General features: G+C 67.6%; 15 protein-coding genes. All 15 read left to right on the plus strand.

From position 1 onward, the window contains the following. Positions 1-50 precede the first annotated feature (50 nt). The 15 genes from J4O73_RS20085 to J4O73_RS20155 all read left to right on the plus strand — a co-directional run bounded on the left by J4O73_RS20085 (position 51) and on the right by J4O73_RS20155 (position 14,795). Positions 51-920: a polyprenyl synthetase family protein gene (locus tag J4O73_RS20085; RefSeq protein WP_426220374.1), complete on the plus strand. Its 870-nt coding sequence runs from the start codon at positions 51-53 to the stop codon at positions 918-920. 14 nt (positions 921-934) lie between these two features. Continuing rightward, positions 935-2,068 carry a methyltransferase gene (locus J4O73_RS20090; protein ID WP_426220376.1) on the plus strand — a complete coding sequence of 378 codons (1,134 nt, stop codon included), beginning with the start codon at positions 935-937 and terminating at the stop codon, positions 2,066-2,068. A 98-nt stretch (positions 2,069-2,166) separates the two neighbouring features. Then, complete coding sequence (gene bchC, locus J4O73_RS20095) at positions 2,167-3,105, plus strand: chlorophyll synthesis pathway protein BchC (RefSeq protein WP_426220262.1); 939 nt, start codon at positions 2,167-2,169, stop codon at positions 3,103-3,105. Then, a complete protein-coding gene (locus J4O73_RS20100) occupies positions 3,102-4,106 on the plus strand; it encodes a chlorophyllide a reductase iron protein subunit X (protein WP_426220263.1) in 1,005 nt (334 codons plus the stop codon). Before bchC ends, J4O73_RS20100 begins: the two co-directional genes overlap by 4 nt. A 5-nt stretch (positions 4,107-4,111) precedes the next feature. Further along, complete coding sequence (bchY, locus tag J4O73_RS20105; RefSeq protein WP_426220265.1) at positions 4,112-5,653, plus strand: chlorophyllide a reductase subunit Y; 1,542 nt, start codon at positions 4,112-4,114, stop codon at positions 5,651-5,653. Beyond that, on the plus strand, positions 5,653-7,119 hold the full coding sequence (gene bchZ / locus J4O73_RS20110) for a chlorophyllide a reductase subunit Z (RefSeq protein ID WP_426220267.1): 1,467 nt from the start codon (positions 5,653-5,655) through the stop codon (positions 7,117-7,119). Before bchY ends, bchZ begins: the two co-directional genes overlap by 1 nt. 29 nt (positions 7,120-7,148) lie before the next feature. After that, positions 7,149-7,370 carry a hypothetical protein gene (locus tag J4O73_RS20115; RefSeq protein ID WP_426220269.1) on the plus strand — a complete coding sequence of 74 codons (222 nt, stop codon included), beginning with the start codon at positions 7,149-7,151 and terminating at the stop codon, positions 7,368-7,370. 124 nt (positions 7,371-7,494) lie between these two features. Beyond that, positions 7,495-7,731, plus strand: a complete 237-nt coding sequence (gene pufB, locus J4O73_RS20120) for a light-harvesting antenna LH1, beta subunit (protein WP_238204760.1) — start codon at positions 7,495-7,497, stop codon at positions 7,729-7,731. Between the two features lie 10 nt (positions 7,732-7,741). After that, a complete protein-coding gene (pufA, locus tag J4O73_RS20125) occupies positions 7,742-7,930 on the plus strand; it encodes a light-harvesting antenna LH1, alpha subunit (RefSeq protein ID WP_243958276.1) in 189 nt (62 codons plus the stop codon). 67 nt (positions 7,931-7,997) lie between these two features. Further along, a complete protein-coding gene (pufL, locus tag J4O73_RS20130) occupies positions 7,998-8,822 on the plus strand; it encodes a photosynthetic reaction center subunit L (RefSeq protein ID WP_378969718.1) in 825 nt (274 codons plus the stop codon). Positions 8,823-8,907: 85 nt separating this feature from the next. Further along, entirely contained in the window at positions 8,908-9,888 is a 981-nt protein-coding gene (gene pufM / locus J4O73_RS20135; RefSeq protein ID WP_426220272.1) for a photosynthetic reaction center subunit M, read from the plus strand. Between the two features lie 10 nt (positions 9,889-9,898). Next, positions 9,899-11,011, plus strand: a complete 1,113-nt coding sequence (gene pufC, locus J4O73_RS20140) for a photosynthetic reaction center cytochrome PufC (RefSeq protein WP_426220274.1) — start codon at positions 9,899-9,901, stop codon at positions 11,009-11,011. Between the two features lie 137 nt (positions 11,012-11,148). Next, positions 11,149-11,301: a DUF3096 domain-containing protein gene (locus J4O73_RS20145; protein WP_426220275.1), complete on the plus strand. Its 153-nt coding sequence runs from the start codon at positions 11,149-11,151 to the stop codon at positions 11,299-11,301. A 353-nt stretch (positions 11,302-11,654) separates the two neighbouring features. Then, entirely contained in the window at positions 11,655-14,342 is a 2,688-nt protein-coding gene (gene ppdK, locus J4O73_RS20150; protein ID WP_426220277.1) for a pyruvate, phosphate dikinase, read from the plus strand. 198 nt (positions 14,343-14,540) lie between these two features. Further along, complete coding sequence (locus J4O73_RS20155) at positions 14,541-14,795, plus strand: hypothetical protein (RefSeq protein ID WP_426220279.1); 255 nt, start codon at positions 14,541-14,543, stop codon at positions 14,793-14,795. Positions 14,796-14,898 lie beyond the last annotated feature (103 nt).

Consider the following 14,898-nt stretch of genomic DNA (forward strand, 5'->3'; position numbering starts at 1 on the left):
ATTATAAGTGACACATGGCGATGGCAACCCGCCATGACAGGGAGGGCGGCATGGAGCCCGGCACGCGGATTGAATCGGCTCTGGATAGGGCCGTCGCCCACGCCGAAGCGCCCGGAGCGCCGCCATTGCTGGCGGACGCCATGCGTTACGCGATTTTCCCCGGTGGTCACCGCATCCGTCCTCGCCTCTGCCTCTCGGTGGCACTGGCCTGCGGCGACGACGATCCCGTGGGGGCCGATTCGGCGGCGGCGGCGATCGAGCTGCTGCATTGCGCTTCCCTCGTCCACGACGATCTGCCCTGCTTCGACGACGCGCCGATGCGCCGCCAGAAGCAGACGGTCCACGTCGCCTTCGGCGCGCCCATCGCCGTTCTGACGGGCGATGCTCTGATCGTGCTGGCCTTCGAGACACTGGCGCGCGGAGCCTGGCGGCACCCGCGCCGCCTTTCCCGCCTCGTGAGCCTTCTCGGGCGGGCGGCGGGCTCTCCCTCCGGCATCGCCGCGGGGCAAGCCTGGGAATCCGAGGCGCATGTGGATCTGAGCGCCTATCAGCAGGCGAAGACCGGCGCGCTGTTCGCGGCGGCGACCGTGCTGGGTGCCGCGGCCGCAGGTGCCGATGCGGAGCCGTGGCGGCGCCTCGGCGAGGCCCTGGGCGAGGCGTATCAGGTTGCCGACGACCTGCGCGACGTCGCCTGCCGCCAGGAAGAAATCGGCAAACCCGCCGGTCGCGATGCGACCCTCGGGCGACCCAATGCGGCGGCCTTGCTCGGCACGGGGGGCGCCCTCGACAGACTTAAGCGTCTGACCCGCGAGGCCATCGCGGCTGTGCCGGATTGCCCCGGCGCGGCGCGTCTCACGACCGAGATCGAGGCGCAGGCCCGGCTGTTCCTGCCGGCGAGCTTGCGGGCGGTGTCGGCCTGAGCCGGGGCGCGGCCCTGGCCGAGCCCCCGGCCTCCCGGCCCCGTCCGCTTTCGGAGCGCTGGCTCGCCTTCCGCAACCGCCTCGTGGCGAACCCGCGCTTCCAGCGCTGGGCGGCAGGCTTTCCGCTGACGCGGCGGATCGCCCATCGCAATACGCGCACGCTGTTCGATCTCTGCGCGGGCTTCGTCTATGCGCAGGTGCTGACCGCCTGCGTCCGTCTCGACCTGTTCGCGATTCTGGCCGAGGGGCCGCTGACCGTCGATGCCCTGGCTCCGCGCCTCGGCCTGTCTCCGGAAAAGGCGCGCACGCTTCTGCTCGCGGCCCGATCCCTTGATCTCGTCCGGAACCTGCCCGGCGACCGATTCGCCCTGGCCGATCTCGGCGCTGCCGTGGTCGGCAATCCCGGCATCGCCGCAATGGTGGAGCACCATGCGCTGCTCTACGCCGACCTCGCCGATCCCGTCGCTCTGCTGAAGGGCCGACCGGAGCGCACGCAGCTCGCGGCCTATTGGCCCTATGCCGAGGGCGCCTCCGTCGCGCCCGGCGAGGCAGCGCCTTACAGTGCTCTGATGGGGACGTCCCAGGCGATGATCGCCGAGGATATCCTCGAAGCCTGTGATCTTTCCCCGATCCGTCATCTCATGGATGTCGGGGGCGGGGAGGGAGCCTTCCTGCAAGCCGCTGCCGCGCATCTGCCAGGGCGGCGGCTGACGTTGTTCGATCTTCCCGCCGTGGCGCAGAGAGCGGCCTCCCGCCTCGGACAGGCCGGGCTCGGGGATCGGGTGGAGTGCCGTGGCGGCAGCTTCCACGATGGGCTGCCCTTCGGGGCCGATACCATTTCCCTGGTACGGATTCTCCACGATCACGATGATGCGCCCGTCCGGGAGCTGTTGCGGGCGACTCACGCCGCGCTGGCCCCCGGCGGCCGCCTGATCATCGCCGAACCGATGGCTGGGACCCCCGGCGCGGAGCCTGTCGGCGACGCCTATTTCGGCTTCTATCTCATGGCGATGGGGTCCGGACGACCCCGGACGTCCGATGAGCTGTCGCGGATGGTGCGGGAGGCCGGTTTCGCGAGCGTCCGTGAGCACGGAACGCGCCGTCCGCTCCTCGCCCGGGTGCTGGTCGCACATAAAAGCGGCGCGTGACCGTCAAGATCAGTTGACGCGGATTAGTGTCTATCTAGAATGACACATCGAACCGTCGCCGACGCGGCGCTTCGTTTGAGTCGGGCGGAATTCCTCTGATGGACGCTCTCGCCGTCATCCTCGAACAGCCGGAAAAGTTGGCCCTGCGGCGCCTTCCGCTGACGGATGCGGCCGCCGGGGATGCCGTCGTCGATGTCGCCTGGAGCGGCATCAGCACCGGCACCGAGCGTCTGCTCTGGTCCGGCCGGATGCCGAGCTTCCCCGGAATGGGCTATCCCCTCGTGCCCGGCTACGAGACCGTCGGCCAAGTGGCGGAGGCGCCCGCCGGGGCGTCCGTGCGTGCGGGTCAATGGGTCTTCGTTCCCGGCGCCCGCTGCTTCGGCACCGTGCGCGGCCTGTTCGGTGGCGCGGCTTCCCGGCTCGTCACTCCCGCCGAAAAGCTCCTGCCGGTCGATGGCGCTTTGGGTGAGCGGGCGTGCCTCCTGGCCCTCGCCGCCACCGCCCACCGCGCGGCCCGCGGCATGGCAGAGGGCGAGCGTCCCCTCATCGTCGGCCACGGTGTCCTCGGCCGTCTGCTCGCTCGCGTCGCCGTGGCGATGGGTGCCGAGCCGACCGTGTGGGAAACCGACGAGACCCGCCGGAACACGGACGGCACCTATGGCTGCGTGTCGCCCGAGGCCGATTCCCGCCGGGACTATGCGCGCATCCTCGATGTCAGCGGCGATTCCGCCGGGCTCGATGGGCTTGTCGCGCGTCTCGCCCCCGGCGGCGAGATCGTGCTCGCGGGCTTCTACGAGGCGCCTCTCTCCTTCGCTTTCCCGCCGGCCTTCATGCGCGAGGCGCGCCTGCGTATCTCCGCCGAATTCCGGCCGGACGATCTCGCCGCCGTCACCCGCCTCATCGAGGGCGGGCGACTGTCCCTCGACGGCCTGATCACTCACCGCGCGCCCGCCGCGCGGGCCGAGGAGGCTTACCGGACGGCCTTCGCCGATCCGGCCTGCCTCAAGATGGTCCTGGATTGGAGGGACGCCGCATGAACGTCCAGATCGACAAGGCTGCCCTCGCCAACGCCGAGCGCCTTCGGGCCGAGGCCGCGATCGAGCCGGATCCCGTCTCCACCGCCCCGGCGAAGAAGGAGACGCAGATCATCGCGATCTATGGGAAGGGCGGCATCGGCAAGTCCTTCACGCTGGCCAACCTCAGCTACATGATGGCCCAGCAGGGCAAGAAGGTGCTGCTCATCGGCTGCGATCCGAAGAGCGATACGACCTCCCTGCTGTTCGGCGGGAAGGCCTGCCCGACCATCATCGAGACCTCGACCAAGAAGAAGCTCGCGGGTGAGCAGGTCGCCATCGGCGATGTCTGCTTCAAGCGCGATGGCGTCTACGCCATGGAGCTCGGCGGTCCCGAGGTCGGGCGCGGCTGCGGCGGCCGGGGCATCATCCACGGCTTCGAGTTGCTGGAGAAGCTCGGCTTCCACGAATGGGGCTTCGACTTCGTCCTGCTCGACTTCCTGGGTGACGTGGTCTGCGGCGGCTTCGGCCTGCCGATCGCCCGCGACATGTGCCAGAAGGTCATCGTCGTCGGCTCGAACGACCTTCAGTCGCTCTATGTCGCCAACAACGTCTGTTCGGCGGTCGAATACTTCCGCAAGATGGGCGGCAACGTCGGCGTCGGCGGGCTTGTCATCAACAAGGATGATGGGACCGGCGAGGCGCAGGCCTTCGCCGAAGCCGCCGGCATCCCGGTGCTCGCCTCGATCCCGGCCGACGACGACATCCGCAAGAAGAGCGCGAATTACGAGATCATCGGCAAGCCGGACGGCCGCTGGGGCGATCTGTTCTCCGGGCTCGCCGCCAACGTCGCCGATGCGATCCCGCACCGCCCCACGCCGCTGACGCAGGACGGCCTCCTCGGCTTGTTCTCAAGCGAGACCACCGGCCGCGACGTGGTGCTGGTGCCCGCGACGCAAGAGGACATGTGCGGCGTCGCCCATGTGTCCAAGCCGTCCCTCGAAGTCGTCTACGACGAGGTCTGACGCGCATGGCAGTCTCTCTCGACATCGCTGAACTGCGGGCCCGCAAGGCGGCCCAAGCGCCTGCCCAAGCCATCGACATCGCCGCCACCAAGGGCGACGGGCTCGGCTGCCATGCGGGCAAGGACGCGATGCGGGAGGCCGCCGAGGCGGCGGGAATGTCCGAGACCCTGGCGCAGCTGCGCGAGGATTATCCGCAAGGCCCGCACGACCAGCCGCAGAGCATGTGCCCGGCCTTCGGGTCGCTGCGCGTAGGCCTGCGGATGCGCCGCACCGCGACGATCCTCTCCGGTTCGGCCTGCTGCGTCTACGGGCTGACCTTCACCTCGCACTTCTACGGCGCCCGCCGCAGCGTCGGCTACGTCCCGTTCAATTCCGAGACGCTCGTCACCGGCAAGCTGTTCGAGGACATCCGTGAGGCGGTCCACGCCACGGCGAAGCCTGAGGATTACGACGCCGTCGTCGTCATCAACCTCTGCGTGCCCACGGCCTCGGGCGTGCCGCTGCGGCTCCTGCCGAAGGAGATCGACGGGGTTCGCGTCATCGGCATCGACGTGCCGGGTTTCGGCGTCCCGACCCATGCCGAGGCGAAGGATGTGCTCGCCGGGGCCATGCTGAAGGTCGCCCGCGCCGAGGCCGAGCAGGGTCCGGTCCAGGCCCCGAAGGGCGGTCGCTCCGAGCGCCCGACTGTCGCGCTGCTCGGCGAGATGTTCCCGGCCGACCCGATGGTGATCGGCAGCCTGCTGGCGCCGCTGGGCCTCGCGGCGGGGCCGGTCGTCCCGACCCGCGAGTGGCGCGAACTTTACGCGGCCCTCGATTGCACAGCGGTAGCGGCGATCCACCCGTTCTACACGGCGAGCATTCGTGAGTTCGAGGCGGCGGGACGCCCCGTCGTCGGCTCGGCGCCCGTCGGCGTCGAAGGCACGGCCGCCTGGCTGGAGCGGATCGGCGCAGCCTGCAACGTCTCCAACGCGACGATCGATACGGCCAAGGCCGGCATCCTCGCCGGGATCCGTGGCGCCCTTTCCGCCTCGCCGATCAAGGGCCGGATCACGCTCTCCGGCTACGAGGGCTCGGAGCTTCTGGTGGCGCGGCTGCTCATCGAGAGCGGCGCGGAGGTGCCCTACGTCGGCTCCGCCTGCCCGCGCACGCCCTGGTCCGAGGCGGACCGGGATTGGCTCGAAGCCCATGGTTGCGAGGTCCATTACCGGGCATCTCTCGAAGACGACCTCTACGCCTTCGAACACTTCCGGCCCGACCTCGCCATCGGCACGACTCCTGTGGTGCAGAAGGCCAAGGAGGCGGCGACCCCGGCCCTCTACTTCACGAACCTGATCTCGGCCCGCCCGCTCATGGGCGCGGCGGGGGCCGGGTCGCTCGCGACGGTGGTCAACGCGGCGCTGCGCAACAAGCCGCGTTTCGACGCGATGCGCGACTTCTTCGAAGGTGTCGGAACCGGTCACGCGGCGGGTGTCTGGCAAGACGTTCCGCAGATCAAGCAAGCTCCGAAGGTGGACGCGCCCAAGAAGCCGATCGGGGAGATGGCATAATGCTGATCCTCGATCACGACAGGGCCGGCGGATACTGGGGCGCGGTCTACGTCTTCACGGCGATCAAGGGCCTGCAGGTCGTCATCGACGGTCCCGTGGGCTGCGAGAACCTGCCCGTCACGTCGGTGCTGCACTACACCGACGCCCTGCCGCCGCACGAATTGCCCATCGTGGTGACGGGCTTGGCGGAGGAGGAACTCGGCCGCCACGGCACCGAGGGCGCGATGAAGCGCGCCCATTCCACCCTCGATCCCGGCCTGCCGAGCGTCGTCGTCACCGGCTCCATCGCGGAGATGATCGGCGGCGGCGTGACGCCGGAGGGCACCGGCCTCCAGCGTTTCCTGCCGCGCACCATCGACGAGGATCAGTGGCAGGCGGCCGACCGGGCCATGACCTGGCTCTGGCAGGAATACGGGGCGAAGAAGTTCGCCAAGAAGGGCATCCCCGCTCGGCCCCCCCGCAAGGAGGGTGAGCGCCCCCGCGTCAACCTGATCGGCCCGGCCTACGGCACGTTCAACATGCCGAGCGACCTCGCCGAGATCCGTCGGCTGGTCGAAGGCATCGGCGCGGAGGTGAACCTCACCTTCCCGCTCGGCTCGCATCTGGCGGACGTGCCGAAGCTCGTCAACGCGGATGCCAATATCTGCCTCTACCGGGAATTCGGCCGGGGCCTCTGCGAGGCGCTGGAACGTCCGTATCTCCAGGCGCCGATCGGCGTCCTCTCGACCACCAAGTTCCTGCGGGCGCTGGGCGAGATCCTTGGGGTCGATCCCGAGCCGTTCATCGAACGCGAGCGCCATACCACCATCAAGCCGGTCTGGGACTTGTGGCGGTCGGTGACGCAGGACTTCTTCGGCACGGCGAGCTTCGGTATCGCCGCCACCGAGACCTACGCGCGCGGCGTCCGCCATTTCCTCGAGGAGGAGATGGGCCTGCCCTGTCACTTCGCCTTCGGCCGTTCGGCCGGGCTAAAGCCCGACAATGCCAAGATCCGGGACGCAATCGCGAAGAACCCGCCGCTGGTGTTGTTCGGTTCGTTCAACGAGCGGATGTACCTTGCGGAAGCGGGCGGCCGAGCGACCTACGTCCCCGCCTCCTTCCCCGGCGCGATCATCCGGCGGCACACCGGCACGCCCTTCATGGGCTACGCGGGTGCGACCTACCTCGTCCAAGAGGTCTGCAACGCCCTCTTCGACACCCTCTTCCACATCCTGCCGCTCGCCCGCGACATGGACCGGGTCGACCCGACCCCGGCCCGCTCGCACCGGGAGATGCAATGGGATGCGGCGGCCCTGTCCGCTCTGGAAGGCGCCGTCGAGGCGCAGCCCGTCCTCGCCCGCATCTCAGCCGCCAAGCGTCTGCGCGACGCGGCCGAGCGCCGGGCGCGCCACGCGGGTGCCCATGGCGTCACGTCCGCCGACGTGACCGCCGCCCGTTCCGAACTCGCTGCGGGAGTCCCCGCATGAGCCCGTCCTTCCCGAGAGGAGACCTGTCGATGCGTACGATGGCCCCGACCGCGCGCCTGCATCAGGAGGCACTCCAGTTCCGTCTGATCCTGGCGGCCACCTATCCCTTCTTCTTGGCTGCTGCGGCGTTCCACCGGCTCTCGCCGGGCCGTGCGGCCCCCCGCGCCGGCGTGCCCACGCCCCACCGCTCGATCTTCGGGGAGGCTCGCGCCATGGCCGTTCAGGCCATCCCCTTCGCGTTCATGGGCTGAAGCCCGTCAGGGCAGGCCTTTCAGGAGACGCTTCCGTCCGGTGACGCGGGGGAAGTGAGGCCGCGCCACACGCGGCAGCACCCGTCGCGCCGTAAGGCGCGGCCAACACACGGAGGTCGAAACCATGGCTGGTGGACCCATCACGACAGAAAGACCGAGCAGCCTGTCCGGGCTGACGGAACCGGAGGCCAAGGAGTTCCATGCGATCTTCCTGACGAGCTTCCTCATCTTCACGGCGATCGCCGTGGTCGCCCACATCCTCGTCTGGCTGTGGCGCCCGTGGCTTCCCGGACCGCAGGGCTACGCCTCGCTCGAAGGCGTGACCGACACGGCCCGCGCTCTTGTCTCGATGATCGGCTGAGGAGGATCGGATGCACAAGGTTTGGTTGCTGTTCGATCCGCGGCGCACGTTGGTGGCTCTGTTCACCTTCCTCTTCATCCTGGCGCTGCTGATCCACTTCATTCTGCTCTCGACCGACCGGTTCAACTGGCTGGAAGGTCCGAAGGCGAACAAGGCCGCGAACGCCATCACGCTCGCGCTGCCGGAAATGCCGGCCTGACAACAGTAACCGGGGGGGCGGACCTCGAACGCCCGCCCCTCCGAATATCGAACGGGAGGCCTTCGCCATGGCGATGCTGAGCTACGAGCGCAAATACCGGGTCCGCGGCGGCACCTTGCTCGGCGGCGACCTGTTCGACTTCTGGATTGGCCCGTTCTTCGTCGGTTTCTTCGGCGTGACGGGTTTGTTCTTCACCGTGCTCGGCACGGCCCTGGTGATCTACGGCGCGGCCCTCGGCCCGACCTGGAACATCTGGCAGATCAACATCGCGCCGCCGGACATCTCCTACGGCCTCAAGCTCGCGCCCCTGAAGGAGGGTGGGCTCTGGCAGATCATCACCATGTGCGCGCTCGGCTCGTTCAGCTCGTGGGCGCTGCGCGAGGTCGAGATCTGCCGCAAGCTCGGCATCGGCTATCACGTGCCGATCGCCTTCAGCATGGCGATCTTCGCCTATTTCACCCTGGTGGTGATCCGCCCGTTCCTGATGGGCGCCTGGGGCTACGGCTTTCCCTACGGCATCCTCTCGCATCTCGATTGGGTGTCGAACACCGGATACCAGTATCTCCACTTCCACTATAACCCCGCGCACATGCTTGCGGTGACGTTCTTCTTCACCACGACGCTCGCGCTCGCCATGCATGGCGGCCTGATCCTGTCCTCGACCAACCCGGCCAAGGGCGAGACGGTGAAGACCCCCGAACACGAGGACACCTTCTTCCGTGATGCGATCGGCTACTCGATCGGCACGCTCGGTGTGCACCGCCTCGGTTGGTACCTCGCCCTGGCCGCCGGCTTCTGGAGTGCGGTCTGCATCGTGATCAGCGGTCCGTTCTGGACCCAGGGCTGGCCCGAATGGTGGGGCTGGTGGCTCAACCTGCCCGTGTGGCGCTGAAGAATGTCCCGCAGTCCGCGCGGGGTCTGACGCGGATGCTACGAGCCGGGTCGGCACGGCCGACCGGCCTCGGGGGGATCGGACGATGGCTTACTATCAAAACTTCTTCACGGCGGTTCAGGTCCGGCCCCTCGAGCCGGAGATGGGGATTCCCGTCTCTGTCGATGGCCGCGTCGGCAAGCCGTTCAACAGCTACCTGTTCGGCCTGCTGGGCAACAGCCAGGTCGGGCCGATCTACATCGGCTATATCGCGGCCCTGTCGATCACCTGCGGGGTGATCGCCTTCGAGATCATCGGCCTCAACATGTGGGCGTCGGTGAACTGGGATCCCGTGCAGTTCGTGCGCCAGCTCCCGTGGCTCGCCCTCGAGCCGCCGCTGCCGAAATACGGCCTGCGCATCCTGCCTCCGCTCGCCGAGGGCGGCTGGTGGCTGATCGCGGGCTTCTTCCTGACCGCTTCGATCCTGCTGTGGTGGGTCCACCTCTACCGGCGCGCCAAGGCGCTCGGGCTCGGCACCCACGTGCCGTGGGCCTTCGCCAGCGCCATCTGGCTCTACCTCGTGCTCGGCTTCATCCGGCCGATCATGATGGGCTCGTGGTCCGAGGCGGTGCCCTTCGGCATCTTCCCGCACCTCGATTGGACCGCCGCGTTCTCGCTGCGCTACGGCAACCTGTTCTACAACCCGTTCCACATGCTCTCGATCACCTTCCTTTACGGGTCGGTGCTTCTCTTCGCGATGCATGGTGGGACCATCCTGGCCTGCTCCCGCTACGGCGCGGACCGCGAGATCGATCAGATCGTGGATCGCGGCACGGCGACCGAGCGCGCCGCCCTGTTCTGGCGCTGGACCATGGGCTTCAACGCCACAATGGAATCGATCCATCGCTGGGCCTGGTGGTTCGCGGTGCTGACGACGCTCACGGGCGGCATCGGCATCCTGCTGACCGGCACGGTGGTCGACAACTGGTACCTCTGGGCGGTCAAGCACGGTGTCGCGCCGTCCTATCCGCAGGTGTACGGGCCGATCGTCGATCCGGCCCATCTCGCCCCCGTCGTGAAGCCGTGAGGAGAACGCCATGAAGACCGTTCTCTCCGTGGCGGGGGCCGCCCTGGCCCTCTTCCTGACCATCGCGATGTTCGGCGGGGCGGGCTGGACCCACCCGCCCATGGCCAACAAGCAGACCGGCTTCCGCGGCACCGGCATGGACCTCATCCGGACCAAGGCCGGAAACGAGGAGCTGGCCGAGGCCAACCGGGCGCCGCCTCCCGCCGACCCGGCGGATGCGAGCGGCGACAAGGCCTCCGCCGTCTACGAGAACGTGCAGGTGCTCGGCGATCTCTCCGCCGAGCAGTTCAACCGGGTGATGGTGTCGATGACGGAATGGGTAGCCCCCCAACAGGGCTGCACCTACTGCCATTCCACCGAGAACATGGCCTCCGACGAGCTTTACCAGAAGCGTGTCGCCCGGCGCATGCTCCAGATGACCCAGCACATCAACTCGACCTGGAAGGAAAAGCACGTCCACGAAGCGGGTGTGACCTGCTACACCTGCCACCGGGGCAACCCGGTGCCCGCGAACATCTGGTTCGACACGCCCGCTCCGTCGGTGGGCGCCAAGTTCATCCCGCGTAACAACGGTCAGAACCTCGCTTCCGCGAATGTCGGCCTGACCTCGCTGCCCTACGCCGTCTTCGACGATTACTACGCCAACAAGGACACCCCGCAATCCTACGTGCGGGTGAACGCCACGACCGCTCTGCCCGAGGCCAAGAGCAAGCCGATCCAGGACGCCGAGCGGACCTTCGCGATCATGATCACGATGTCCCAGGCGCTGGGGGTGAACTGCACCTTCTGCCACAACACCCGCTCGGTGGCGCAATGGGACACCAGCACGCCGAACCGGGTCCATGCCTGGTACGGCGTCCAGATGGTTCGCGAATTGAACCAGGACTACATGCACCCGCTGACGACGACATTCCCGGCCACCCGGCTCGGGCCGACGGGCGATGTCGCCAAGATCAGCTGCGCCACCTGCCACAACGGCGCCAACAAGCCGCTCAACGGCGCCAAAGTGATCGAGCCCTATCCGGAACTCGCCAAGCCCACGACGCAGGTGAGCCTGCCGACGGGTGAGGCGAAGGACCCGATCCCGGGCACGACCTTGCCCGCCGTCAAGCCGCCGATGTAGAGCCGGGCCGAGCGCACCATCTCTGACGAATGCGGAAGGAGGGCCATGTGCCCTCCTTCTCGTATGTTGCGCTGCGGAACCGGGGGCAGCCCCGGGGAGTCTACGTCGTACCGCCGAGCTTGGCGGAAGGGTGAGCCATGACGATCACGATCTCGAACCTGCAACCGGTCATCGCCATCATCGCGGGTATCCTGATCCTCGTGATGCCACGCCTGCTGAATTTCATCGTCGCAATCTACTTGATTGCCGTCGGCGTTCTGGGGCTCGGGCTGCTCCGCGGCCTGTCCTGAGGCACGCTCCGACCGAAGCCGGAACAAGAGACGGATGACGATCCGGCCGGGTCGATCGGCGGCATCCGCGGAACTGTCCACACGGGTCGATCATGATGCGCGTATTATTATCGCGCGCAATCAATTGAATAGCGTGTGGAAAATGAACGTGTTGAACGGAGCGTTTCTGTCCTATTGACGGTGAAAAGTGTCGCTCCTGCGCAGGCCGGTCGTCATCGCCGTTCAAGGCGGCAACTTCGTTGCGAAAATTGGGCGTGTTCGGCCCTTCGTTCATCTTGCGTTGCAGTGCAGGATGGTTCACCCCGCCATGAAGGGCATCGACGGCCCAACGGCAAGCTACGAGCGGTATCGAGATGGCTGGCGACGCGAAATGGGTCTACGCTTTCGGTGATGGCAAGGCCGAGGGCAAATCGCAGATGCGCGATCTGCTGGGCGGCAAGGGTGCGAACCTTGCCGAAATGTCCAATCTCGGGCTGCCCGTGCCGCCCGGATTCACCATCACCACCGAGGTGTGTACGTATTATTACGATCACGGCAAGCAATACCCGCCGGAGTTGAGGGATCAAGTCGCCGCCGCGCTCGCGCAGGTCGGCAAGCTGACTGGCCGCTCCTTCGGCGATGCCAAGGCGCCGCTCCTCGTCTCGGTTCGCTCCGGCGCCCGCGCCTCCATGCCCGGCATGATGGACACGGTGCTGAACCTCGGCCTCAACGACGAGACCGTGACGGCGCTGGCCAAGGAAGCGGATGACGAGCGCTTCGCCTACGATTCCTACCGCCGCTTCATCACCATGTACTCGAACGTGGTGCTGAACGTGGAGCACCACGCCTTCGAAGAGGCTTTGGAGCACTACAAGGAGCAGAAGGGCTTCGACCTCGACACCGAACTCGGCGCCGAGGATTGGAAGACCCTAATCAAGACCTACAAGGAGATCGTGAAGAAGGAGCATGGCTCCGACTTCCCGCAGGGCGCCGACGATCAGCTTTGGGGCGCCATCGGCGCCGTGTTCAATTCGTGGATGATTCCGCGCGCGAAGAAGTACCGCGAGCTGAACAGCATCCCCGAGAGCTGGGGCACCGCCGTCAACGTGCAGGCGATGGTGTTCGGCAACATGGGCGACACGTCGGCTACCGGCGTCGCCTTCACCCGCAATCCGTCCACCGGCGAGAAGGCGCTCTACGGCGAGTTCCTGATCAACGCCCAGGGCGAGGACGTGGTGGCGGGCATCCGGACCCCGCAGAACATCACCGAGAAGGCCCGTGAGGAGGCCAAGAGCGACAAGCCTTCGATGGAGAAGGCCATGCCCGACAGCTTCGCGGAGCTGACCCGGATCTACGGGATCCTGGAGAGCCATTACCGCGACATGCAGGACATGGAGTTCACCATCGAGAAGGGGAAGCTCTGGATGCTCCAGACCCGCAACGGCAAGCGCACCGCCAAGGCGGCCCTGCGCATCGCCGTGGATCTGGCGGCCGAGGGGTTGATCTCCCGCGACGAGGCCATCGGCCGCGTCGAGCCCTCCGCCCTCGACCAGCTGCTGCACCCGACGATCGACCCGAAGGCCGAGCGCAAGGTCATCGCCAACGGCCTGCCGGCCTCGCCGGGCGCCGCCACGGGCGAGATCGTGTTCAACTCCGAGGATGCCGAGGCCCATCGCAAGGCCGAGCGGAAGTGCATCCTCGTGCGCGTCGAGACCTCGCCCGAGGACATCCACGGCATGCACGCCGCCGAAGGCATCCTCACCACCCGTGGCGGCATGACCAGCCACGCGGCGGTGGTCGCCCGTGGCATGGGCAAGCCCTGCGTCTCCGGCGTCGGCACGATCCGCATCGACTACAAGGCCCAGACCATGACGGTCGGCGGCCAGACGTTGAAGGCGGGCGACAAGATCACCATCGACGGTTCGACCGGCCAGGTGATCCTGGGCGAGGTGGCCATGTTGGAGCCGGAACTGTCCGGCGATTTCGCCACGCTCATGGAATGGGCCGACGGCATCCGCTCCATGAAGGTGCGCGCCAACGCCGACACGCCCAACGACGCCCGCACCGCGCGCAACTTCGGCGCCGAGGGTATCGGCCTCTGCCGCACCGAGCACATGTTCTTCGAGGGTGACCGGATCATCGCCGTTCGCGAGATGATCTTGGCCGACGATGCCGAGGGACGGAAGGCGGCGCTCGCGAAGATCCTGCCCTACCAGCGCCAGGACTTCGTCGAGCTGTTCAAGATCATGTCCGGCCTGCCGGTGACGATCCGCCTGCTCGATCCGCCGCTGCACGAGTTCCTGCCGCATACCGATCAGGAGGTGCAGGAGGTCGTGAAGGCGACGGGCGTGACGGAGGACAAGATCCGCCACCGCACCCGCGAACTCTCCGAGCACAACCCGATGCTCGGCTTCCGCGGCTGCCGCCTCGCCATCGCCTTCCCGGAGATCGCGGAGATGCAGGCTCGCGCCATCTTCGAGGCCGCGATCCAGGCTGCCGCCGAGACCGGCAGCCCGGTGACGCCGGAGGTGATGGTGCCGCTCGTCTTCACCCGCGCCGAGTTCGACCTCGTGAAGGGCCGGATCGACGCCACCGCGAAAGCCGTCGAGCAGGAGAAGTCGGCCAAGCTGGACTATCAGGTCGGCACGATGATCGAACTGCCGCGCGCGGCCCTGAAGGCGGGTGAGATCGCTCAGACGGCGGAGTTCTTCTCCTTCGGGACGAACGACCTGACCCAGACGGCGCTCGGCATCTCGCGCGACGACGCGGCGACCTTCCTGGGGCCGTACACGCAGAAGGGCATCCTCCCGGCCGATCCGTTCATCACGATCGATCAGGAAGGCGTGGGCGAATTGGTGCGGATCGGCTGCGAGCGCGGCCGGGCCACCCGCGCGGGCATCAAGCTCGGCATCTGCGGCGAACATGGTGGCGACCCCGCCTCCATCGGCTTCTGTCAGGAGGTCGGGCTCGATTACGTGTCGTGCTCGCCCTACCGCGTGCCGATTGCCCGCCTCGCCGCTGCCCAGGCCGCCCTCGGCAAGGCCCACGCGAGCGAGGGCTGACGTTTACTTCCGGCGCCCCGCCCGAACGGGGCGCCGGAACGCTGGTGCGCCAATCTGCCGGTGCAAAAAATCCAGCAACTCTCAATAGCAACGCTTGAACCTTTGCCGTTACGGCACGTTGCATGCTAGCGACCCGATGGGTCCGCAGAGCGTGGCCGGATCGTCCGGCCTCTGGCGTCGCGGGTAAAGCTACCTCCCATGAGCGACAGCAGCCCCCCTCCGCTGGCCCTTGGCGAATGCGCGTCTGGGACGTTCGTCCCCCGTGCCGCCGTACGGGCTTATCTCGCCCTCACCGCCGGTCTCGGCGCGGTCATCACCGCCCTGATGCTGATCATGTCCGTCGCCGCCAATAGCGGAGGCGAGGCCGAGCGCATCGCCGATACTCAAGACGAGGGCTACGCCCGCACGCTGGTCTCCGCGCTGGCGGTGAACTTCGCCAAGCCGCTGCGCTGAGCGTCTCCGTCCAATTCCATGCCTCATCCTGAGGTGCCCGCGTCAGCGGGCCTCGAAGGAGGGCTCCAGGGATCGCGCGGGCCCTGAAGGGCTCCTTCGAGGC

The sequence above is a fragment of the Methylobacterium sp. NFXW15 genome (assembly GCF_049887755.1).
Lineage (GTDB): Bacteria > Pseudomonadota > Alphaproteobacteria > Rhizobiales > Beijerinckiaceae > Methylobacterium.

Coding starts and splice junctions, on each gene's coding strand:
- J4O73_RS20085 (WP_426220374.1), top strand. CDS start 51: ATGGAGCCCGGCACGCGGATTGAATCGGCTCTGGATAGGGCCGTCGCC.
- pufL (WP_378969718.1), top strand. CDS start 7,998: ATGGCGATGCTGAGCTACGAGCGCAAATACCGGGTCCGCGGCGGCACC.
- bchC (WP_426220262.1), top strand. CDS start 2,167: ATGGACGCTCTCGCCGTCATCCTCGAACAGCCGGAAAAGTTGGCCCTG.
- pufB (WP_238204760.1), top strand. CDS start 7,495: ATGGCTGGTGGACCCATCACGACAGAAAGACCGAGCAGCCTGTCCGGG.
- bchY (WP_426220265.1), top strand. CDS start 4,112: ATGGCAGTCTCTCTCGACATCGCTGAACTGCGGGCCCGCAAGGCGGCC.
- pufM (WP_426220272.1), top strand. CDS start 8,908: ATGGCTTACTATCAAAACTTCTTCACGGCGGTTCAGGTCCGGCCCCTC.
- ppdK (WP_426220277.1), top strand. CDS start 11,655: ATGGCTGGCGACGCGAAATGGGTCTACGCTTTCGGTGATGGCAAGGCC.
- J4O73_RS20100 (WP_426220263.1), top strand. CDS start 3,102: ATGAACGTCCAGATCGACAAGGCTGCCCTCGCCAACGCCGAGCGCCTT.
- bchZ (WP_426220267.1), top strand. CDS start 5,653: ATGCTGATCCTCGATCACGACAGGGCCGGCGGATACTGGGGCGCGGTC.
- pufA (WP_243958276.1), top strand. CDS start 7,742: ATGCACAAGGTTTGGTTGCTGTTCGATCCGCGGCGCACGTTGGTGGCT.
- J4O73_RS20155 (WP_426220279.1), top strand. CDS start 14,541: ATGAGCGACAGCAGCCCCCCTCCGCTGGCCCTTGGCGAATGCGCGTCT.
- J4O73_RS20115 (WP_426220269.1), top strand. CDS start 7,149: ATGCGTACGATGGCCCCGACCGCGCGCCTGCATCAGGAGGCACTCCAG.
- pufC (WP_426220274.1), top strand. CDS start 9,899: ATGAAGACCGTTCTCTCCGTGGCGGGGGCCGCCCTGGCCCTCTTCCTG.
- J4O73_RS20145 (WP_426220275.1), top strand. CDS start 11,149: ATGACGATCACGATCTCGAACCTGCAACCGGTCATCGCCATCATCGCG.